Source organism: Agromyces lapidis (genome assembly GCF_009749405.1).
GTDB lineage: Bacteria > Actinomycetota > Actinomycetes > Actinomycetales > Microbacteriaceae > Agromyces > Agromyces lapidis.
Map to the genome: position 1 here is coordinate 342,478 of NZ_WBIQ01000006.1, position 19,580 is coordinate 362,057.

The window sequence follows — 19,580 nt, forward strand, 5'->3', positions numbered from 1 at the left end:
CGCCGGGCGTGCGACCCTGAGGATTGCCGTGTGGGGGAATCGTGGATCGCGCAGCCAAGCGCGCTTTCCTCAGTATATGGAGTTCGTGACCCGCGATGACGGGCTATGACTCACACTCGCACATGCCCTTTGTGAGGCCTGGTATGCCCACGTCGGCGTACCGCGCCGGATGGCCTAGAATCGGACGGAAGGCGGCGCGGGGCCCGGCGATGGTTCGCGCGCGCGCTTCGGAAGAGGAACGATGCAGGCAGCCGTAGACACCCGTGACGCCCGACCGGCGATGACCGTTCGGCGCAAGCTCGCCGCCTACCTCGCGCTCACCAAGCCGCGGGTGATCGAGCTCCTGCTCGTGGTCACCGCCCCCACGATGATCCTCGCCCAGCAGGGCCTGCCCGACCTGTGGCTGCTCATCGCGACCCTCATCGGCGGCGCCATGAGCGCCGGCTCGGCCGGGGCGTTCAACTGCTACATCGACCGCGACATCGACCGGGTGATGAAGCGCACGCAGGGGCGCCCGCTCGTGACCGGTGAGCTCAGCGACCGCGAGGCCCTCGTCTTCGCCTACGGGCTCGGCGTGGCATCCATCGTCTGGCTCGGGGTGTTCACCAACTGGCTCGCCGCCGCCCTCTCGCTCGGCGCGATCCTGCTGTACGTCGTCTTCTACAGCCTGATCCTCAAGCGTCGCACCGCGCAGAACATCGTCTGGGGCGGCGTCGCCGGCTGCATGCCCGTGCTCATCGGCTGGGCCGCGGTCACCGGCGACCTCAGCTGGCCGCCGTTCATCCTGTTCCTCATCATCTTCCTCTGGACGCCGCCGCACTACTGGCCGCTCTCGATGAAGTACAAAGACGACTACGCCGCAGCCGGCGTGCCGATGCTCGCCGTCGTGCGAGGCCGCGCACAGGTCGGGCTGCAGGTCATCCTCTACGCATGGGCGACCGTCGCGTGCTCGCTGCTGCTCATCCCGATCGCCGACATGGGACTCGTCTACTCGACGGTGGCGGTCGTCACCGGCGTGTGGTTCATCTACGAGACGCACCGCCTCTACAACCTCGCGATCCGGCACGAGCAGGTCTCGCCGATGCGGGTCTTCCACGGTTCGATCGCGTACCTCTCGCTGCTGTTCCTCGCGGTCGGCATCGACCCGTTGCTGCCGTTCTAGCGGCGCGGCGACAGCGCCGGTTCTGCGAAGCGACGCCGGTCGTGGCCGGGACGTGAACTGACGCCGGTCAGGCGTCGGACGCCTCGGGGGCGTCGATCACCCGGTCGTCGACGTGCTCGGCGAAGAACGCCGACTGCCGAGTCATGATCTCGCGCATGCCGGCAGCCCTCGGGCTGCCGTAGACGGTGCCCACGAAATCGAGATCGCGCTGGATCGCCCAGATCTCGTCGTGCCGCTCGGGCGGAAGCACCATGGCGGGCGACCCGACCGCGACCCACGAGATCGGCACGACCGCTCCCGGGTCGAGGACGGTGTTCACCTGCACCACGGCATTGATGCGCACCTCGGCGCCGCGACCGATGCTCGCGCCGGGGAAGACGGACGAGCCGGTGGCGATGAACACCTCGTCGGCGATGGTCGCGCCGTTCACGTGGGAGTGCGGCCCGATCATCACATGATCGCCGATGACCACCTCGTGAGCTCGTCGTCCGCGAATGAGGGCGTGTTCCATGACGACGCATTCGATGCCGACGCGGATGGCACCGTCTTCGGCGCTGAGCACCGCGCCGTGCAGGATGCGACTTCCGGCTCCGACGATGACATCGCCCGAGAGGACGGCGGTGGCGGCGACCGAGGCGTCGGGGTGAACGATGGGCCGGCGGCCCCGGTGTTCGATCAGCATTTCGGTCTCCTGTTCGCCCAGCGCGGGCGTTCAACCGGCTGGCGTGGTCCTCACGGCGCGATCGGGCTCGACGCCTGCCTCGGGCGCGGCATCCGCACTCTCCGGGCGCTTCAGGCGCAGGATGACGAGGGTCATGGCCGCCGCGGTGAGCGCGGCGAGCACCATGTGCATGCCGACCGCGAGCACGGGCAGGCCGTTGCGCGCCTGATAGAGGCCGACACCGACCTGCACGAGCTCGATCGCGAGCAGCGCCGCCGACCAGCGGAGGGTCGGCAGTCCGCCGCGCCAGGCGGCGACGACGAGCACGATCGTCAGGACGAGCAGCGCGTAGCCCGGCCAGGCGTGCACGTGCTCGAGGATCTCGGAGTCGAATCCGGTGCGCCCGGCCTCGACGTCGCCCGAGTGCGGCCCCGAGCCGGTCGTGAGCACGCCGAAGACGATCGAGATCGCGAGCACCGCGCTCGTCGCGTGCGTGAGCCCGGCGTACCAGGCGGGAACCGCGCGCTCGCGCGCCCCCGCGGGCTCGTCCATGCGGGCGAGGAACGCTGCGGTCACGCAGACGAGCACGAGCGAGGAGAGGTAGTGGAATCCGACGATGAAGGGGTTGAGCCCCGTCCAGACAGTGATGCCGCCGACGATCGCCTGGGCGACGATGCCGAGGCCGACGATGAACGAGAGCACGAACAGGTCGCGGCGCTCGCGCCGGATGCGCCAGACCAGCAGGAGGACGATGAGCGCGATGATGCCCACGACGCCGGTCATGAGCCGATTGCCGAACTCGATGAGCGAGTGGTAGGTGAGCTCCTCGGTCGGCACGAGCGATTCGGGTGTGCAGGTGGGCCAGGTGGGGCATCCGAGGCCCGAACCGGTGAGGCGCACCGCGCCGCCGGTCGCGATGATCGTCACCTGCGCGACGAAGGAGGCCCAGGCGAAGAAGCGGAGAGAGCGGGGCACGCGGGTCGTTCCTGATCCGGGTCGCTCTGGGACAGGGCTGGGAGTCCGGCCCGGAGTCACTGCGACCCTATAGACTTGAGTGGTTGGCGCACCTGCTGCGACGCGCGTTCGCGCGGCAAGCGGGCACCAGCCATCTTAGGTTCGCACTGGAGCCACCCGCACATCACACCCCCTCACCGAGATCCTCGACAGGCGCGGGGAATGAGCCGGACTGATAGCCGGTTGCACGGGAGGAGAAGAGGAAGAGTATGACGGACGTACTGATCGACCGCCCTGAGCTCGAAGGACTCGGCAATTACGAGTTCGGTTGGGCCGATTCCGATGCCGCGGGGGCCTCGGCCCGACGTGGCCTGTCCGCCGAGGTCGTCGCCGACATCTCGGGGCTGAAGGACGAGCCCGAATGGATGCTCCAGCGCCGCCAGCGCGGCCTGCAGCTCTTCGAGCGCAAGCCCATGCCGACCTGGGGCGCGGATCTGTCGGAGATCGACTTCGACAACATCAAGTACTTCGTCCGCTCGACCGAGAAGCAGGCCCAGACCTGGGAGGACCTGCCCGACGACATCAAGAACACCTACGAGCGGCTCGGCATCCCCGAGGCCGAGCGCCAGCGTCTCGTCGCCGGCGTCGCGGCCCAGTACGAGTCCGAGGTGGTCTACCACCAGATCAACGAAGAGCTCGAGCGCCAGGGTGTCATCTTCATGGACACCGACACCGCGCTGAAGGAGCACCCCGAGTTCTTCGAGGAGTACTTCGGCACCGTGATCCCCGCCGGCGACAACAAGTTCGCCGCGCTCAACACCGCGGTCTGGTCGGGCGGCTCGTTCGTCTACGTCCCGAAGGGCGTGCACGTCGAGATCCCGCTGCAGGCGTACTTCCGCATCAACACCGAGAACATGGGCCAGTTCGAGCGCACGCTCATCATCGCCGACGAGGGCTCGTACGTGCACTACATCGAGGGCTGCACGGCGCCGATCTACAAGAGCGACTCGCTGCACTCGGCCGTCGTCGAGATCATCGTGAAGAAGAACGCCCGCGTTCGCTACACGACGATCCAGAACTGGTCGAACAACGTGTACAACCTCGTCACGAAGCGCGCCACGGCCGCCGAAGGCGCCACCATGGAGTGGGTCGACGGCAACATCGGCTCGAAGGTCACGATGAAGTACCCGTCGATCTTCCTCATGGGCGAGCACGCCAAGGGCGAGACCCTCTCGGTCGCGTTCGCCGGCCCCGGCCAGCACCAGGACGCGGGCGCGAAGATGATCCACATGGCGCCGTACACGCAGTCGTCGATCGTCTCGAAGTCGATCGCCCGCGGCGGCGGCCGCGCCGGTTACCGCGGTGAAGTCCGCATCGACGCGAACGCCCATCACTCGGCCAACAGCGTCGTCTGCGACGCGCTGCTCGTCGACACGATCTCCCGCTCCGACACCTACCCCGCGATCGACATCCGGGTCGACGACGTGAAGCTCGGTCACGAGGCGACGGTCTCGAAGGTCAGCGAGGAGCAGCTCTTCTACCTGATGAGCCGCGGCATCGACGAGACCGAGGCCATGTCGATGATCGTGCGCGGCTTCATCGAGCCGATCGCGCGCGAACTCCCGATGGAATACGCGATGGAACTCAACAAGCTCATCGAAATGGGCATGGAAGGATCGGTGGGCTAGTAGTGACCGCCCAGATGACCAGCACAGCCATGCCCACGGCCGAGCAGCACGGCCTCGTCGCGCACTCCGACGGCGCCTTCGTGCCCGTGCAGACGCGCTCCGAGCGGTTCCGCTCGACGAACGTCGACGACTTCGAGCCCGTGAACGGCCGCGAGCACGAGTGGAAGCTCTCGCCCGTCGCCGCGTTCGCCGACCTCACGAGCGGAGAGCTCGACGGCTCGCGCCTCGCGATCGAGACGACGGATGCCCCGGGCGTCACGTACTCGTACCTCGCACGCGACGACGCCCGCATCGGTTCGGCGGGCATTCCCGAGGAGCGCGCGAGCGCCAACGCCTGGTCGAGCTTCGGCGAGGCGCTCCTCGTCTCCGTCACGGGTGAAGACGAGAAGACCGCCGTGGTGACCCGTTCGGGCCTCGGCGACGCACCGCGCGCCGCGCACACCGTGATCGAAGCGGCGCCGAACAGCCGCGCGCTCGTCGTGCTCGAGGGTGCGGGTGCCGCTCGCCTCAGCGAGAACGTCGAGATCATCGTCGGCGACGGGGCATCCCTCACCGTCGTCTCGCTGCAGGAGTGGGACGACGAGGCGGTGCACCTCTCGAGCCAGTTCGCCCGCCTCGGCCGCGACTCGTTCCTGAAGCACATCGTCGTCTCCCTCGGCGGCAAGGTCGTGCGCGTGAACCCCTCGACGCACCTCGCCGAGCAGGGCGCCGACATCGAGGCCCTCGGCCTCTACTTCGCCGACGCCGGCCAGCACCTCGAGCAGCAGGTCTACGTGCACCACGATGCACCGCACACCAAGAGCCGCGTGACCTACAAGGGCGCACTGCAGGGCTCGGGTGCGCGCACCGTCTGGGTCGGCGACGTGCTCATCGGCCAGAAGGCCACGGGCACCGACAGCTACGAGCAGAACCGCAACCTCGTGCTCACCGACGGCACCCGCGCCGACTCGGTGCCGAACCTCGAGATCGAGACGGGCGACATCGAGGGCGCCGGGCACGCGAGTGCGACCGGCCGCTTCGACGACGAGCAGCTCTTCTACCTCATGTCCCGCGGCATCCGCGAAGACGAGGCCCGCCGCCTCGTCGTGCGCGGCTTCCTCACCGAGATCGTGCAGAAGATCGGCTCGCCCGAGCTCGAAGCGCGTCTCACCGCGGCCGTCGAAGCCGAACTGCAGGGGAGCTGACGTGGCATCCGTTCGTGTCTGCGCACTCGACGACCTCGTCGAGAACCAGGCCTCGCGCTTCGTGCTCGAGGGCGTGCCCATCGCCGTCGTGAAGGACGCGGCCGGCGACGTCTTCGCGATCGGCGACACCTGCACCCACGGCGACATCTCGCTCTCCGAGGGGTTCGTCGAGGACGACACGCTCGAGTGCTGGGCGCACGGCTCGCAGTTCTCGCTGAAGACCGGCAAGCCCCTCACCCTCCCGGCCTACGAGCCGGTCCCCGTCTACCAGGTCGAGATCCAGGGCGGCGACGTCCACATCGACCCCGCGGTCACGCTGACCGTCTGACCCGCACGTCTCCGGCCCTGATCGGCCGGCAACCGAAAGAGATACCCCAGAACATGTCAGTGCTCGAGATCAAGAACCTGCACGTCAACGTCGAGACCGAACAGGGCACCCGCGAGATCCTCCGCGGCGTCGACCTCACGATCAACGAGGGCGAGATCCACGCGATCATGGGCCCGAACGGGTCGGGCAAGTCGACCCTCGCCTACACGATCGCCGGCCACCCGAAGTACACCGTCGTCGACGGCGAGATCCTCTTCGACGGCGAGAACGTGCTCGAGATGTCGGTCGACGAGCGCGCCCGTGCCGGCCTCTTCCTCGCGATGCAGTACCCGGTCGAGATCCCCGGCGTCACCGTCACGAACTTCCTCCGCACCGCGAAGACCGCGATCGACGGCGAGGCGCCGTCGGTGCGCACGTGGGTGAAGGACGTGCGCGAGTCGATGGCGAACCTCAAGATGGACAAGGCGTTCGCCGAGCGCAACGTCAACGAGGGGTTCTCGGGCGGCGAGAAGAAGCGCAACGAGATCCTCCAGCTCGAGCTGCTGAAGCCGAAGTTCGCCGTGCTCGACGAGACCGACTCGGGTCTCGACGTCGACGCGCTGAAGATCGTCTCCGAGGGCGTCAACCGCGCCAAGGCGAACACCGGCCTCGGTGTGCTGCTCATCACGCACTACACGCGCATCCTCCGCTACATCAAGCCCGACTTCGTGCACGTGTTCGTCGCGGGCCGGATCGCCGAGCAGGGCGGCCCCGAGCTCGCCGACCGTCTCGAGGAAGAGGGCTACGACCGCTACCAGGTGGCCGAGCCGGCTTCGGCTCCGTCGGTCCCGGCCGAGTAGGGCGCGGGTAGACTCCGATCATGGTCTCCTCACTCGCACCCGAGCGCTACGAGCAGGTCGAAGAAGCGCTGAAAGACGTGATGGACCCCGAGCTCGGGGTCAACATCGTCGACCTCGGCCTCATCTACGACCTCGGCTGGGACGACGAGAACGACGCGCTCGTCATTCACATGACGCTCACGAGCGCCGGCTGCCCGCTGACCGACGTCATCGAGGAGCAGACCGCCGAGGCGCTCGACGGCACCGTCGAGGCGTTCCGCATCAACTGGGTGTGGATGCCGCCCTGGGGCCCCGAGCGCATCACCGACGACGGCCGCGACATGATGCGGGCGCTCGGCTTCGCGATCTGATCGCGCGTCGAACCACGACGAACGGATGCCCCGTGCAGCAGGTCTGCACGGGGCATCCGCCGTCTGAGCCGCGGCCGGCGCGGCCTCGTCTCAGGCGAGCCCGCGACGCGCGAGCAGCGCGTCGATCGCGGGCTCCCGTCCGAGCAGTCGGCGGATCGACTCACGGGGATCGCGCGAGCCGCCCGGTGCCAGGATCTCGGCGCGGAACCGCTCGCCGGGCTCGCGTCGCGCACCGCCGTGCTGCTCGAACCAGGCCATGATGTCGGCGCCGGGAACCTCGCTCCAGACGTACGAGTAGTAGCCCGCGTCGTAGCCGCCCGCGAAGACGTGCGCGAAGTAGCCGCTCGAGTAGCGCGGCGGTATCCGCGGATCGGCGAGACCGGCCTCCGCGAGCGCACGGCCTTCGAATTCGGCGACGGCGTCGACCCCGTCGAGAGCCGCGGCCGCGTCGATGTCGAGCCGGTGCCACGCCTGGTCGAGCGCCGCGGCCGCGAGGTACTCGGTCGTGGCGAACCCCTCGCCGAAGGTGCGCGAGGAGATCAACCGTTCGACGAACTCGGCGGGGATGGGCGCGCCGCTCTCGTGGTGGACGGCGTACCGGCCGAGGATCTCGGGGCGGAGCGCCCAGAGCTCGTTCACCTGGCTCGGCAGCTCGACGAAGTCGCGGAACACATTGGTGCCTGCGGCGCTCGGGAACTCGACGCGTGCGAGCAGGCCGTGCAGGGCGTGTCCGAACTCGTGGAACAGCGTCTCGGTCTCGTCGAAGGTGAGCAGCGTCGGGTCGCCGGCGGGGGGCTTCTGCACGTTCAGGTGGTTCACGACGACGGGCAGTTCGCCGGCGAGGTCGGACTGCTCGACGAGTGAGCTCATCCAGGCGCCGCCGCGTTTGGAGTCGCGCGCATAGAGGTCGAGCAGGTACAGCCCCACCGGGGAGCCGTCGGCTTCGGAGACCTCGAAGACGCGCGCGTCGGGATGATGCGCGACGAGGTCGCGTCGTTCGTCGAAGCGAAGCCCGTACAGCAGCGTTGCGGCGTGGAAGACTCCGTCGCGGAGGACCCGGCCCGCCTCGAGGTAGGGGCGCATCGCGCCGAGGTCGACGGCGTGGCGCTCTGCCCGCTCCCGTTCGGCCAGGTGCAGCCAATCGGATGCCTCGAGCCGGCCTCGTCCGTCGCGTTCGGCCAGTGCGGCGAGATCCGCCGCTTCGCGGTGCGCATTCGCGATCGCGCGGGGCGCGAGCTCGGCGATGAGTTCGGCGACGGCGGCGGGGGAGCCGGCGGTCTCATCGGCGGTGACCGCGGTGGCGTGGTCGGCGAATCCGAGCAGTGCCGCCCGCGCGGCCCGCACGCGAACGAGTTCGAGCAGGATCTCGCGCGTGTCGTGCGGGCCGCCCGAGGTTCCGCGCCCGCGGGAGGCGGCGAGCAGGCGTTCGCGCACCTCGGGGTCGGTGAGTTCGGCCAGCGCGGGCTGCTGAGTCGGCAGGACGAGCGGGATCACCCAACCCCGCAGCCCGCGGGCCTCGGCCGCGGCAGCGGCGGTGGCGCGTCGCGCATCGTCGAGCCCTGCGAGCTCGCGCTCGTCGCCGAGGTGCAGCGCGCGGGAGTTGCCGTCGGCGAGCAGTTGCCGCTGGAACGCGGTCGTGAGCCCGGCGATCCGCTCGTTGAGCCGGGAGAGCTCGGTGCGGCCGTCAGCAGAGAGGCGGGCGCCAGCGAGCAGCGCGATGCGGTGGCGGCGTCGCAGGAGGTACGCACGCGCGGCGAGGCGATCTGAGGCGGCGGCGGAACCGGGAGCGCGCGCTGATTCGGACGCGGGTTCGTCAGTGTTGGCGTCGACGTCGGCGTCGACGTCGTCGTCGAGGTCGAGTTCGCCGGCGTCGAGTGCGGTGACGAGCGCCTCGAGTCGCGCGAAGAGGCGCTGCTCGAGGAGCACCGCATCCCGAAGCGCGGCGAGCTTCGGCGCGAACTCGGCCTCGAGGGCGTCGATCGCCGCGTCGGCGTCGGCCGCACTGCGGTTCTCGAACACCGGGAGCACGCGGCGCAGCAGTGCGCCGGAGCGTTCGAGGGCGACCACCGTGTTCGCGAAGCTCGGCGGCTCGGGATTGGAGGCGATCTCGGCGAGCTCGGCCTCCTGCTCGGCGATGCCGAGCGAGAGCGCCTCGCGGAAGTGCTCGGGGGCGATGAGCTCGAACAGCGGGAGCCGGAACGGCAACGGGCTCGGTTCGAGCAGGGGATTGTTCGTCGAAGCACTCATCCGATCACCCTATGACGGGCGCCGCGCGCTATGAGGCGCCGCGCGCGTAGGCTCAGGACATGGCCAGCCGATCATCCCCCCGCGACGCGTACACGCACGGCCACCATGCGAGTGTCCTGCGCATCCATGCCTGGCGAACGGTCGAGAACTCCGCCGCGTACCTCGTGCCCCACCTCCGGGCCGGGGCCGACGTCCTCGACGTCGGCAGCGGCCCGGGCACCATCACGCTCGACCTCGCCCGGCGCGTGCGACCCGGGCGCGTGCGCGGCATCGACGCCTCGGCCGAGGTGGTCGCCCAGGCCACGGGGCTCGCCGAGAGCGAGGGGGTGCGCAACGTCGAGTTCGCGGTGGGCGACGCCTACGCCCTCGACGAACCCGACGACCGCTACGACGTCGTGCACGCGCACCAGGTGCTGCAGCATCTGGCGCGGCCGGTCGATGCGCTCCGCGAGTTCCGGCGGGTGCTGAAGCCGGGCGGCGTCCTCGCCGTACGCGACGTCGACTACGGCGGCGTGATCTGGAGTCCGGACTCGGCGGGCCTCACCCGGTGGCTCGAGCTCTACCACGACGTGCACGAGTGGAACGGCGGCGACCCGCACGCCGGACGCCACCTCAAGCGCTGGGTGCACGAGGCCGGCTTCGGCGAGATCACCGCGAGCGGCACGACCTGGGTGTTCGCCTCGGCGCTCGAGCGCGAGTGGTGGGGCGGCTCATGGGCCGAACGGGCCACCGAGTCGCAGTTCGCGGCGCACGCGATCGAATCGGGTCATTCGAACCCCGACGAGCTGCGCGCGATCGCGCAGGCATGGCGCGACTGGGCCGCCGACGATGACGGATGGCTGTTGATGCCGCACGGCGAGATCATCGCCCGAGCATGACCACCGCGTCCGGTCGGCGGTCGTCCGACCGGACGTGCTCGTCACCAGTCCTCGTCGTCGTCCCGGACGTCGACGATGACCTCGCGCACCACAGTGCCGTCGTCGAGCTCGGCGATCGGTCGCCCCTCGAGCCAGGTCAGGGTCCAGTGGCGGCCGCTGCCGTCGCCCTCGAACGCGGCCTCGGCCGCCGCGATACGCGGGCGCAGCTCGTTCGGCACCGACACCGGCGGCTCGGTGCCGAACCCCCAGCGGGTGCCGAGGCGCATCAGGCGTCCATCTCGTAGGTGACCCAGCTCGTGCGGGTCGCGAGCGTGTCGTAGAGCCTCTGGGCGGGCTCGTTGTCGGCCGCCGTGATCCAGCTGACCCCGCCGTGGCCGAGCTCGGCTGCACGCGCGTGCACGAACTCGATGAGCGCGCGGCCCGTGCCGGTGCCGCGCTGCGACTCGGCGACGTAGAGGTCGTCGAGGAAGAGCCCGTTCGTCGCCGTCAGGGTCGACGGCACCTGGCGGAAGTGAGCGAGGCCGACGGGCGTGCCCTCCTCGTCGACGGCGAGCGCCGCCTGCAGCGGGTTGTGCTCGTCGCGAAGCCAGTTCCAGACGATGAGCGCCTTGGCGTCATCGAGCTCGGTCTCGTAGAACGTGCAGTACGACTCGAACAGCGGCAACCAGCCGAAGAAGTCGTCGTCACCGGCGAGCCGGATCTCGTTGGTCATGGTTCCCCCTATTCGGACGCCGCCTCGAAGACGACGTCGCTGACTGCGAACTCCTCCGCCGCGGCGAACACGAGTTCGGTGATGCGCCCCACCGCGCGCAGGTCGGATGCCACGGACTCGAGCAGGGCGATCGTCGCCGCGGGGGCGCTGATCGTCGCCTGCACGACCGGGGTCTTCTGCGAGGCCTTCGCATCGGTCTTCGCCCGACGGATGCCGGTGAGTGCGAGGCTCGCGAGCTCGAGCAGTTCGCCGGCGGCATCGCCGCGCGCGGCGAGCTCGTCGGTCGTGGGCCACGCGGCGCGGTGCACCGAGCCCTCGTGCGACCAGCGCCAGGCCTCTTCGGTCGCGAACGGGATGACCGGGGCGAAGAGCCGCAGCATCACGCCGAGCGCCGTCTTCAGCGCGGCGACGGCCGAGGCCTGCTCGGGGCTGGCCTCGCCGTAGGCGCGCTCCTTCACGAGCTCGAGGTAGTCGTCGCAGAACGTCCAGAAGAAGGTCTCGGAGAGCTCGAGCGCGCGGGCGTGGTCGTAGCCCTCGAGCGCACGGGTGGCCCGGTCGACGACCGTGGCGAGTTCGGCCAGCATGCTGCGGTCGACCGGCATCGTGACGGGGGCGTCGGCCGAGCCGTCGAAGCCGAGGATGAACTTCGCGGCGTTGAGGACCTTGATCGCGAGACGACGGCCGATCTTCACCTGCGTCGGGTTCTGCGGGTCGAAGGCCGCGTCGGTGCCGAGGCGGGACGAGGCGGCCCAGTAGCGCACGGCGTCGGAGCCGTGCTGCTCGAGCAGGCCCGACGGCGTCACGACGTTGCCCTTCGACTTCGACATCTTCTTGCGGTCGGGGTCGACGATGAAGCCCGAGATCGAGGCGTTCGACCACGGCGCGACGCCGTGCTCGAGCTCGGCGCGCAGCGTCGTCGAGAACAGCCAGGTGCGGATGATGTCCTGACCCTGGGGACGCAGCGAGTAGGGGAACACGAGGTTCCAGAGCTCGGGGTCGCGCTCCCAGCCGCCGGCGAGCTGCGGGGTCAGCGACGAGGTGGCCCAGGTGTCCATGACGTCGTGCTCGCCGATGAAGCCGCCGGCCTCGCCGCGCTGCGACTCGTCGAAGCCGGGCGCGGGCGCCGACGACGGGTCGACGGGCAGCAGGTCTTGCGTGGCCACGATGGGCTGGTCGAAGATCGGGTCGCCCTGCGCGTCGAGCGGGTACCAGACGGGGATGGGCACGCCGAAGAACCGCTGGCGCGAGACCAGCCAGTCGCCGGAGAGGCCGCCGACCCAGTTCTCGTAGCGCACCCGCATGAAGTCGGGGTGCCAGTCCATCTCGCGACCGTGGGCGAGCAGGCGCTCGCGCAGCGACTCGTCGCGGGCCCCGTTCGTGATGTACCACTGGCGGGTCGAGACGATCTCGAGGGGCTTGTCGCCCTTCTCGAAGAACTTCACGGGGTGCGTGATCGACTTCGGGTCGGCGAGCAGCTCGCCGGAGTCGCGGAGCAGCGCCACCACGGCCTGCTTGGCCGAGAAGGTCGTCTTGCCGGCGAGCTCGGCGTAGGCCGCGCGGCCCGCCTCCGAGGAGATGGCCTCGGGCGCCTCGGCGATGACGCGGCCGTCGAAGCCGATGATGGCGCGGTTCGGCAGGTCGAGTTCGCGCCACCAGACGACGTCGGTCACGTCGCCGAAGGTGCAGATCATCGCGATGCCGGTGCCCTTGTCCTTCTGGGCGAGGTGGTGCGCGAGCACGGGCACCTCGACGCCGAAGACGGGCGTCGTCACCGTCGTGCCGAAGAGCGGCTGATAGCGCTCGTCGTCGGGATGGGCGACGAGGGCGACGCACGCGGGCAGCAGCTCGGGGCGGCTCGTCTCGATCTCGACGGTGCCGCCGTCGGCCTTGTGGAACGCGACGCGGTGGTAGTGGCCCGGCTGATCGCGGTCTTCGAGTTCGGCCTGGGCGACCGCGGTGCGGAACGTCACGTCCCACAGGGTCGGTGCGAGGGCCTGGTAGGCCTCACCGCGCTCGACGTTGCGGATGAACGCGAGCTGCGAGGTGAAGAGCGCCTCGTCGGCGATGGTGCGGTAGCTCTGGGTCCAGTCGACCGAGAGGCCGAGCATGCGCCAGAGCGCCTCGAACTGCTGCTCGTCTTCGACCGTCAGGCGCTCGCAGAGCTCGATGAAGTTGCGGCGCGAGATCGGCACCTGGTCGGCGGCCTTCGTCGACTTGCCGTCGCCGCCCTCGAACGGCGGCACGAAGCCCTCGATGTACGGGAGCGTCGGGTCGCAGCGCACGCCGTAGTAGTTCTGCACCCGGCGCTCGGTGGGCAGGCCGTTGTCGTCCCAGCCCATCGGGTAGAAGACGTGCTTGCCGCGCATGCGCTGGAAGCGGGCGACGACGTCGGTGTGCGTGTACGAGAACACGTGGCCGATGTGGAGCGAGCCCGAGGCCGTCGGCGGCGGGGTGTCGATCGAGTAGAGGCACTCGCGCGTGGCCGACTCGCGGTCGAACCGGTACGTGCCCTCCCGCTCCCACGCGCCTCCCCAGACCGATTCGAGGCCTTCGAGAGCGGGCTTGTCGGGGATGCGCGCGGTGTCGGTCATGATGCTCCGGTTCGATATCTGCGGCACCGAGTCCGTGATGAGGTGCCTGAATGTGACGCTCAAGCCTAGCGGAGCGCGGCAGGGAATGGCCCCCGCGCCCGGGTGCACGGCGCGGCGACGGCTCGCGTCGCCACGGCACAGTCGGCGTGACGGGACGCGTCAGTGCACGAGTCGGGGAGCGTCGGCGACCAGTCGCGCCGTGTACGGATGCCCGGGCGCGGCGAACACCCGTTCGGCCGGTCCGGACTCGACGATCCGGCCCGCCTGCATGACTGCGACCCGGTCGGCCATGTGCCGAACGACGCCGAGGTCGTGCGAGATGAACAGCATGGCGAGCCCGCGCTCGCGCTGCAGCTCGTCGAGGAGGTCGAGGATCTGCGCCTGGATCGTGACGTCGAGCGCCGACACCGGTTCGTCGCAGACGAGGAGCTCGGGCGCTGCGGCGAGAGCGCGTGCGATCGCCACCCGCTGCCGCTGCCCGCCCGAGAGGGTGAGCGGCTCACGACCGGCGACCGCCCCGGCGAGTCCGACCCGGTCGAGCAGCTCGGCGACCCGGCGCGCGGTGGCGGCGCGGCTCGGATGCCCCGTTCCGGCGCCTTTCCCCGGGGCACCGCCGGCCGCATCGGCCAGGATCCGCCCGACGCTCCAGAGTGGATCGAACGAACTCAGCGCGTCCTGGTAGATCGCGCCGATCCGCGGACGGCGCGGTCGTCGGGCGTGCTCGTCGAGCGCCGACCAGGGTTCGCCGTCGAGGGTGACGGCGCCTCGATCGGGCGCGGTCAGTGCGAGCGCGAGGCGGGCGAGCGTCGTCTTGCCCGACCCCGACTCGCCGACGAGACCGACGGTCTCGCCGCGGTGCACGTCGAGCGAGACGTCGTCGACCGCGGTGAAGCGACCGCCGCCGCGGACGGGAAAGGTCTTGACGACGCCGTCGAGCGCGAGGAGCGGGGTGGAACCCGGCGACCCCTCTCGCGATGCGGCTCGGTCGGCGGCGGTCGGCGTCTGCGCGGCGGTGGCGTTCGCGTCGGAGTCCGCCGGCCGGCTCAGCGGGGCGCCGCGCGGCACCTCGGCGGGCACCGCGGCGATGAGGGCCCGCGTGTACGGCTCGCGGGGCGCGCGGAGCACCTCGTCGACCGTGCCCTGCTCGATCACCCGCCCCTCGCGCATCACGAGCACGCGATCGGCGAGACGCGCGACGACGGCGAGGTCGTGGCTGATGAGCAGCACCGCGGTGCCGCGACCGCGCACCTCGGCGAGGAGTTCGAGCACGCGCGCCTGCACGGTCGCGTCGAGTGCGGTGGTCGGCTCGTCGGCGATGAGGAGGGGCGGGTCGAGCGCGAGCGCCGAGGCGATGAGCGCGCGCTGCCGGAGGCCTCCCGAGAGCTCGCCCGAGCGGCGGCGCACGGCGGTCGCCGGGTCGGGCATGCCGACATCGGCGAGGACCTCGAGGGTGCGCGCGCGGCGCTCGGCACGCGGCATCCGATCGTGGATGCGCAGCGCGTCGCCGATCTCGCGGCCGATGGGGCGCAGCGGATCGAGCGCGACGAGCGCGTCCTGCAGCACGAGTCCGGCCTGCCCGCCGCGCACGCCGCGCCACTCGCGTTCGGTCGCTCCGCGGAGATCGCGACCGGCGAGCCGGAGCGTCTGGGCCTCCACACGGGCACCCTCTCCCGCCATGCCGAGCAGGCTGCGGGCGGTGACCGACTTGCCCGAACCCGACTCGCCGACGATCGCCACGCACTCGCCCGGTGCGATCGCGAGCGAGACCCCGCGCACGACCTCCTCGCGGCCGAATGCGACCCGGAGCTGCTCGAGCTCGAGCACCGGATCTGCGTCGTTCGCCGTCATCGGGCACCCCGTTCGCGTCGGGCGAGGGCGCGGCCGAGCACCGTCGTCGCGATGGTCGTGCCGACGATCGCGAGGCCGGGGAACACCGTCATCCACCATGCCGTCTGGAGATAGGTGCGACCGGCCGAGAGCATCGCGCCCCACTCGGCGGCGGGCGGCTGCGCGCCGAGCCCGAGGTAGCTGAGCGCCGCAGCCCAGACGATCGCCTGCCCGATGCCGAGCGTGGCGAGCACGACCAACGGCAGCAGCGCGTTCGGCAGCAGGTGGGCGGTGAGGATGCGACGTGGCGGGCGCCCGAGCACGCGCGCCGCCTCGACGTACTGCGAGGAGCGGATCGAGACGAGCTGCCCGCGGATGATGCGCGCATAGCCCGGCGCCGTCGAGAGGCCGACGGCGATCGTCGCGGTGACCGGGCCCGGGCCCGCCACCACGATCACGAGCAGGGCGAGCAGGAGGCCGGGGAAGGCGAACAGCACCTCGACGAGCCGGCCGACGCCGAAGTCGACGACGCGGCCGCCGAAGCTCGCGAGCACCCCGAGCAGGAGCCCGAGGGCGAGACCGATGGCGGTCGCGGTCACCCCGATGAGGAGCGAGGTGCCGGTGCCGGCGACGACGCGGCTGTAGACGTCGCGGCCGGATTCGTCGGTGCCGAACCAGTGCGCGGCCGAAGGCGGCTGGAACGCTTCGGTCGCCGAGATCGCGTTCGGGTCCTGCGTGGCGACGAGGGCCGGGAACGCCGCGGCCGTCAGCAGGAGGATGACGAATGCGCCGGCGACGACCGTGCCGACCCGCGGCCCGCGCCGCGACGACTCCCGGTCGTGGGCCGCCTCGGCGTCGACCGTCGTCTGACGGAGTTCGAGTTCGCTCATCGGGCGCCCTCCTGAGCGAGGCGCGGATCGGCGATGCGGGCGACGAGGTCGGTGAGCACGGTCATGACGACGTAGACCAGGGCGACGAGCAGCACGACGCCGGTGACGACCGGGATGTCGCGGAGCGTGACCGCCTGCAGCAAAGTACGGCCGAGCCCGGGCATCGCGAAGATCGTCTCGACGACGACCGCGCCGGACAGGAGCCAGCCGAGGGCCCACCCCGAGAGGCTGATGCCGGGCAGCGCCGCGTGGCGGATCGTGTGGCGGAACCGGATGCCGAGGGCGCTCTCGCCGCGGGCCCGTGCCGAGACGACGAAGGGTTGGCGCATCGCGTCGATGAGGCTCTCGCGCATGACCTGGGCCAGGAAGCCCGCGAGCGGGATCGCGAGCGTCGTCACGGGGAGCACGAACCCGGCGGGCGTGCCGGTCGCTACGGGCGGGAACCAGCCGAGCCCGGTGCTGAACACGGCGATGAGCACCGCGGCCAGCCAGAAGTGGGGGAGGGCGGCGGCCACGAGCTCGATGCCCTGCCCGAGCGCGGAGGCGATCCGGCCGCGGCCGGTCGACCAGAGCGAGAGGGCGAGGGCGAGCACCCACGCCGCTGCGAGCGAGCACACCGCCAGGAGCAGCGTGCCGCCGATCTGCGCTCCGAGGAGTTCGGCGACAGGCACCTTCAGGCTGTAGGAGGTGCCGAGATCGCCGGTGAGCAGCCGCCCGAGCATCGCGAAGTACTGCACCACGAGGGGCTGGTCGAGCCCGTAGTCGCTGCGCACCTGGTCGAGCGCCTCCTGGGAGGCCTGGGAACCAGGGCCGCCGAGGATCGCCTGCGCGGGATCGCCCGGGATCAGGCGGATCGCGAAGAAGGTGAGCGTCGCCACCGCCCAGAGCACGAAGACCGCGCCGCCGAGGAGCAACGCGAGGTGCCGGGCGGTGCGCGCCCGATGCGTGCGCCCGGGCGCCGGAACGCCCGTGCCGGCCGGTCGGCCGGTCACGGGCGCGGCCTCACTCGGCGAGCCAAGCGTCCGAGAAGCTCGGCGTCGAGACGGTCGGCAGTGCACGCGCGCCGTGCACCTTCGGGCTCAGCAGGAAGCTGTTCTGCTGGTCGTAGAGCGGCAGCAGGTAGTGCCCGCCGAGGATGAGGCGCTGGGCCTCCTCGTACTGCGCCGCGCGCTCCGCGGGGTCGCTCGTGGAGGCGGCTTCGGCGAGCAGCGCGTCGATCTCGGGGTCGTTCACCTGGGCGAGGTTCGCGAAGTAGCCGCTCGGCGCCGGGGTGATGCTGTCGGAGTGGTAGAGGATGCGCAGCACGTCGGGGCCGACCTTCGTGTAGGGCGCGCTCACGATCTCGTACTCGTGCGCGAAGAGCGCGCCGTACCAGCTCGAGAGGTCGAGCAGCGAGATCTGCACGTCGAAGCCCGCCTCCTTGGCGGTGGCCTGCACCTGCTCGAACAGCGACTGCTCGGCCGGCACCGACTGGTTCGTGCTGACGGGGAACCGCAGGACGAGGCGGGTGCCGTCCTTCATGCGCGTGCCGTCGTCGTCGCGCTCGGTCCAGCCGGCCTCGTCGAGGAGGGCGTCGGCGCGATCGAGATCCGTCGCGAAGAGTTCGGGCTCGGAGTAGGCGAGCGCCTCGACCGAGGAGAGTGCCGAGTACGAGCGGCCGGCGGTGCCGAAGTAGAGCGCGTCGATGCCGTCGTCGACTTCGACCGCGGCGAGGAACGCCTCGCGCACTCGCTCGTCGTCGAACGGAGCCTGGCCCGAGTTCAGCTCGATGCGGTTCGAGGCGCCGGGGCGCGGTGCGTCGAGCCAGGCGAATGCGCCGCTCTCGTCGGCGGCCGCGATCGTGTCGGGCTGCGGGTTGTCGATCACGTCGACCTGGCCGCCCTGCAGGGCGGCGTAGCGCGAGGCGGCGTCGGGCACGAAGCGCCAGTCGATCGCCTCGAGGTAGGCGGGGCCTTCGTGCTCGGCGTCGGCGGGCGGCGAGACGTAGTCGTCGTTGCGCACGAGCGAGACCCGCTCCTGCTTGACCCAGCCGTCGACGACGAAGGCGCCGGTGCCGATCGGCGCCTGGCAGTTCTCCTCCATGCCGCGGGCGAGCCCCGCGGGCGACTCGATCGCGAGCCACGGCTGCGACAGTGACTCGAGCAGGGCGCTGTCGGGTGCGGTGAGCACGAAGCGCGCGACATCGGGTGCGACGACCTCGACGCGATCGACCTTGCCGAGGGCGAGGTAGCCGGTCGACGACTGCGTCGCCGGGTCCTGCAGGTGCTCCATGTTCACCTTGACCGCCTCGGCGTCGAACGGCGTGCCGTCGGTGAACTCGACGTCGTCTCGGAGCGTGAACTCCCAGCTGAGCCCGTCGGCGGAGGCCTCCCACGACTCGGCGAGCCACGGGATGATCTCGCCCGACTCGTCGCGTGAGACGAGCGATTCGAGGAACTGGCTCGCGAGCAGCGCCTGCGGGTAGTTGCCGCCGACGTGGGGGTCGAGGCAGCTCGGCTCGGCATCGCCGCTCGCGTAGCGCAGCGTGCCGCCCGCGACCGGCTCCTCCGAGACCGGGGCCTCGTCCGCCTGGCAGCCGGCGAGCAGGACGCCGCCCGCGACCGCGACGGCGAGGAGCCCGACGGTGCGTGATCGGCGGGCGGGGGGCGTGGCAGTGCGCATGGGAATCCTTGCAGGAGAGCTCGGGGGAGTGGGCGGGACGACCTCGACCCGGATTCATCCTGACACCGGCACGAGTCCGCGACAAGCGACTTGTTCGCATATCACGAGAACAATAGGGTTTGATCATGCTGATCCGGCTCGATCCGACTCTGCCGAGCCCGCTCGCCGAGCAGCTCGCGGGCGGGCTTCGCGCCTCGATCATCGACGGGCGGCTGTCGGGCGGCGAGCGCCTTCCCGCGGCCCGCGCGCTCGCCGACGACCTCGGGGTGAACGTCCACACCGTGCTCCGCGCCTACCACCGGCTGCGCGACGAGCAGCTCATCGAGCTGCATCGCGGCCGCGGCGCCGTCGTCGCGGTGCGGATCGGCGGCCACGCCGCACTCGCCGGCGCGATCCACGACCTCGTCGACGAGGCGAAGGGGCACGGCCTGCCCGAGGCGGCCCTGCTCGAGCTCATCCGCGAGGCGTACCGCTCCGCGCCGAGCCCCGCCGGCGTCGTCCGCCCGGCGCCGACACGGTATTCTTGACGGCAACGACATCGATCCGGCCATCACCGGGGAGTCTTCGGCAGAACGCGAACGGCGGCCACGTGGCATCCGATCGTCAGT

General features: G+C 70.8%; 18 protein-coding genes. 8 read left to right on the top strand and 10 right to left on the bottom strand.

What is annotated here, in order from left to right; genetic code table 11:
• The first annotated feature begins 241 nt into the window (after positions 1-241).
• Positions 242-1,162 (top strand): heme o synthase, encoded by a 921-nt coding sequence (locus GQQ93_RS10660; protein ID WP_157424194.1) that lies wholly within the window; start codon positions 242-244, stop codon positions 1,160-1,162.
• A gap of 67 nt (positions 1,163-1,229) precedes the next feature.
• On the opposite strand, the gene GQQ93_RS10665 is transcribed toward GQQ93_RS10660, so the two are convergent.
• Positions 1,230-1,844, bottom strand: coding sequence for a gamma carbonic anhydrase family protein (locus GQQ93_RS10665; protein ID WP_157424195.1), 615 nt, complete (start codon positions 1,842-1,844; stop codon positions 1,230-1,232).
• Between the two features lie 30 nt (positions 1,845-1,874).
• A complete protein-coding gene (locus tag GQQ93_RS10670) occupies positions 1,875-2,798 on the bottom strand; it encodes a COX15/CtaA family protein (RefSeq protein WP_246192272.1) in 924 nt (307 codons plus the stop codon).
• A gap of 248 nt (positions 2,799-3,046) precedes the next feature.
• On the opposite strand from GQQ93_RS10670, the gene sufB reads away from it, so the two are divergent.
• From sufB to GQQ93_RS10695, 5 genes are read left to right on the top strand one after another with little or no spacing between them, the layout of a single operon-like run.
• Positions 3,047-4,465 carry a Fe-S cluster assembly protein SufB gene (gene sufB, locus GQQ93_RS10675; RefSeq protein ID WP_157424197.1) on the top strand — a complete coding sequence of 473 codons (1,419 nt, stop codon included), beginning with the start codon at positions 3,047-3,049 and terminating at the stop codon, positions 4,463-4,465.
• A 14-nt stretch (positions 4,466-4,479) separates the two neighbouring features.
• Complete coding sequence (gene sufD / locus GQQ93_RS10680) at positions 4,480-5,649, top strand: Fe-S cluster assembly protein SufD (protein ID WP_246192273.1); 1,170 nt, start codon at positions 4,480-4,482, stop codon at positions 5,647-5,649.
• A gap of 1 nt (position 5,650) precedes the next feature.
• Positions 5,651-5,977, top strand: a complete 327-nt coding sequence (locus GQQ93_RS10685) for a non-heme iron oxygenase ferredoxin subunit (protein WP_157424198.1) — start codon at positions 5,651-5,653, stop codon at positions 5,975-5,977.
• Between the two features lie 53 nt (positions 5,978-6,030).
• Positions 6,031-6,816 (top strand): Fe-S cluster assembly ATPase SufC, encoded by a 786-nt coding sequence (sufC, locus tag GQQ93_RS10690; RefSeq protein WP_157424199.1) that lies wholly within the window; start codon positions 6,031-6,033, stop codon positions 6,814-6,816.
• A 20-nt stretch (positions 6,817-6,836) separates the two neighbouring features.
• Positions 6,837-7,166: a metal-sulfur cluster assembly factor gene (locus tag GQQ93_RS10695; protein WP_157424200.1), complete on the top strand. Its 330-nt coding sequence runs from the start codon at positions 6,837-6,839 to the stop codon at positions 7,164-7,166.
• A gap of 90 nt (positions 7,167-7,256) precedes the next feature.
• Here the strand turns inward: GQQ93_RS10695 and GQQ93_RS10700 are convergent, their stop codons facing one another.
• On the bottom strand, positions 7,257-9,413 hold the full coding sequence (locus GQQ93_RS10700; RefSeq protein WP_157424201.1) for a M3 family metallopeptidase: 2,157 nt from the start codon (positions 9,411-9,413) through the stop codon (positions 7,257-7,259).
• A 59-nt stretch (positions 9,414-9,472) separates the two neighbouring features.
• Between GQQ93_RS10700 and GQQ93_RS10705 the strand changes: the two genes are divergently transcribed.
• Positions 9,473-10,291 carry a methyltransferase domain-containing protein gene (locus tag GQQ93_RS10705; RefSeq protein WP_157424202.1) on the top strand — a complete coding sequence of 273 codons (819 nt, stop codon included), beginning with the start codon at positions 9,473-9,475 and terminating at the stop codon, positions 10,289-10,291.
• 41 nt (positions 10,292-10,332) lie between these two features.
• On the opposite strand, the gene GQQ93_RS10710 is transcribed toward GQQ93_RS10705, so the two are convergent.
• The 7 genes from GQQ93_RS10710 to GQQ93_RS10740 form a co-directional block, all read right to left on the bottom strand.
• Positions 10,333-10,557: a hypothetical protein gene (locus tag GQQ93_RS10710; RefSeq protein WP_157424203.1), complete on the bottom strand. Its 225-nt coding sequence runs from the start codon at positions 10,555-10,557 to the stop codon at positions 10,333-10,335.
• Entirely contained in the window at positions 10,557-11,003 is a 447-nt protein-coding gene (locus tag GQQ93_RS10715; protein ID WP_157424204.1) for a GNAT family N-acetyltransferase, read from the bottom strand. Before GQQ93_RS10715 ends, GQQ93_RS10710 begins: the two co-directional genes overlap by 1 nt.
• 8 nt (positions 11,004-11,011) lie before the next feature.
• Positions 11,012-13,594, bottom strand: coding sequence for a valine--tRNA ligase (valS, locus tag GQQ93_RS10720; RefSeq protein ID WP_157424205.1), 2,583 nt, complete (start codon positions 13,592-13,594; stop codon positions 11,012-11,014).
• Between the two features lie 159 nt (positions 13,595-13,753).
• Entirely contained in the window at positions 13,754-15,442 is a 1,689-nt protein-coding gene (locus GQQ93_RS10725) for a dipeptide ABC transporter ATP-binding protein (protein WP_157424206.1), read from the bottom strand.
• Entirely contained in the window at positions 15,439-16,311 is an 873-nt protein-coding gene (locus GQQ93_RS10730; protein WP_157424207.1) for an ABC transporter permease, read from the bottom strand. Before GQQ93_RS10730 ends, GQQ93_RS10725 begins: the two co-directional genes overlap by 4 nt.
• The gene (locus GQQ93_RS10735) at positions 16,308-17,303 is read right to left on the bottom strand and encodes an ABC transporter permease (RefSeq protein WP_157424208.1); all 996 of its coding nucleotides are present in this window, start codon (positions 17,301-17,303) and stop codon (positions 16,308-16,310) included. The genes GQQ93_RS10730 and GQQ93_RS10735 overlap by 4 nt, the downstream gene beginning before the upstream one ends.
• Positions 17,304-17,313: 10 nt before the next feature.
• Positions 17,314-18,972 (bottom strand): ABC transporter substrate-binding protein, encoded by a 1,659-nt coding sequence (locus GQQ93_RS10740; RefSeq protein ID WP_157424209.1) that lies wholly within the window; start codon positions 18,970-18,972, stop codon positions 17,314-17,316.
• A gap of 125 nt (positions 18,973-19,097) precedes the next feature.
• Between GQQ93_RS10740 and GQQ93_RS10745 the strand changes: the two genes are divergently transcribed.
• Positions 19,098-19,499 carry a GntR family transcriptional regulator gene (locus GQQ93_RS10745; RefSeq protein WP_157424210.1) on the top strand — a complete coding sequence of 134 codons (402 nt, stop codon included), beginning with the start codon at positions 19,098-19,100 and terminating at the stop codon, positions 19,497-19,499.
• Positions 19,500-19,580: the final 81 nt, after the last annotated feature.

Excerpts from the sequence above, each read along its gene's own strand:
- GQQ93_RS10745 (WP_157424210.1), top strand. The coding sequence starts at position 19,098 with ATGCTGATCCGGCTCGATCCGACTCTGCCGAGCCCGCTCGCCGAGCAG.
- GQQ93_RS10715 (WP_157424204.1), bottom strand. The coding sequence starts at position 11,003 with ATGACCAACGAGATCCGGCTCGCCGGTGACGACGACTTCTTCGGCTGG.
- GQQ93_RS10705 (WP_157424202.1), top strand. The coding sequence starts at position 9,473 with ATGGCCAGCCGATCATCCCCCCGCGACGCGTACACGCACGGCCACCAT.
- GQQ93_RS10700 (WP_157424201.1), bottom strand. The coding sequence starts at position 9,413 with ATGAGTGCTTCGACGAACAATCCCCTGCTCGAACCGAGCCCGTTGCCG.
- GQQ93_RS10710 (WP_157424203.1), bottom strand. The coding sequence starts at position 10,557 with ATGCGCCTCGGCACCCGCTGGGGGTTCGGCACCGAGCCGCCGGTGTCG.
- GQQ93_RS10725 (WP_157424206.1), bottom strand. The coding sequence starts at position 15,442 with ATGACGGCGAACGACGCAGATCCGGTGCTCGAGCTCGAGCAGCTCCGG.
- sufB (WP_157424197.1), top strand. The coding sequence starts at position 3,047 with ATGACGGACGTACTGATCGACCGCCCTGAGCTCGAAGGACTCGGCAAT.
- GQQ93_RS10695 (WP_157424200.1), top strand. The coding sequence starts at position 6,837 with ATGGTCTCCTCACTCGCACCCGAGCGCTACGAGCAGGTCGAAGAAGCG.
- GQQ93_RS10740 (WP_157424209.1), bottom strand. The coding sequence starts at position 18,972 with ATGCGCACTGCCACGCCCCCCGCCCGCCGATCACGCACCGTCGGGCTC.
- GQQ93_RS10665 (WP_157424195.1), bottom strand. The coding sequence starts at position 1,844 with ATGCTGATCGAACACCGGGGCCGCCGGCCCATCGTTCACCCCGACGCC.
- sufD (WP_246192273.1), top strand. The coding sequence starts at position 4,480 with ATGACCAGCACAGCCATGCCCACGGCCGAGCAGCACGGCCTCGTCGCG.
- valS (WP_157424205.1), bottom strand. The coding sequence starts at position 13,594 with ATGACCGACACCGCGCGCATCCCCGACAAGCCCGCTCTCGAAGGCCTC.
- sufC (WP_157424199.1), top strand. The coding sequence starts at position 6,031 with ATGTCAGTGCTCGAGATCAAGAACCTGCACGTCAACGTCGAGACCGAA.
- GQQ93_RS10730 (WP_157424207.1), bottom strand. The coding sequence starts at position 16,311 with ATGAGCGAACTCGAACTCCGTCAGACGACGGTCGACGCCGAGGCGGCC.
- GQQ93_RS10660 (WP_157424194.1), top strand. The coding sequence starts at position 242 with ATGCAGGCAGCCGTAGACACCCGTGACGCCCGACCGGCGATGACCGTT.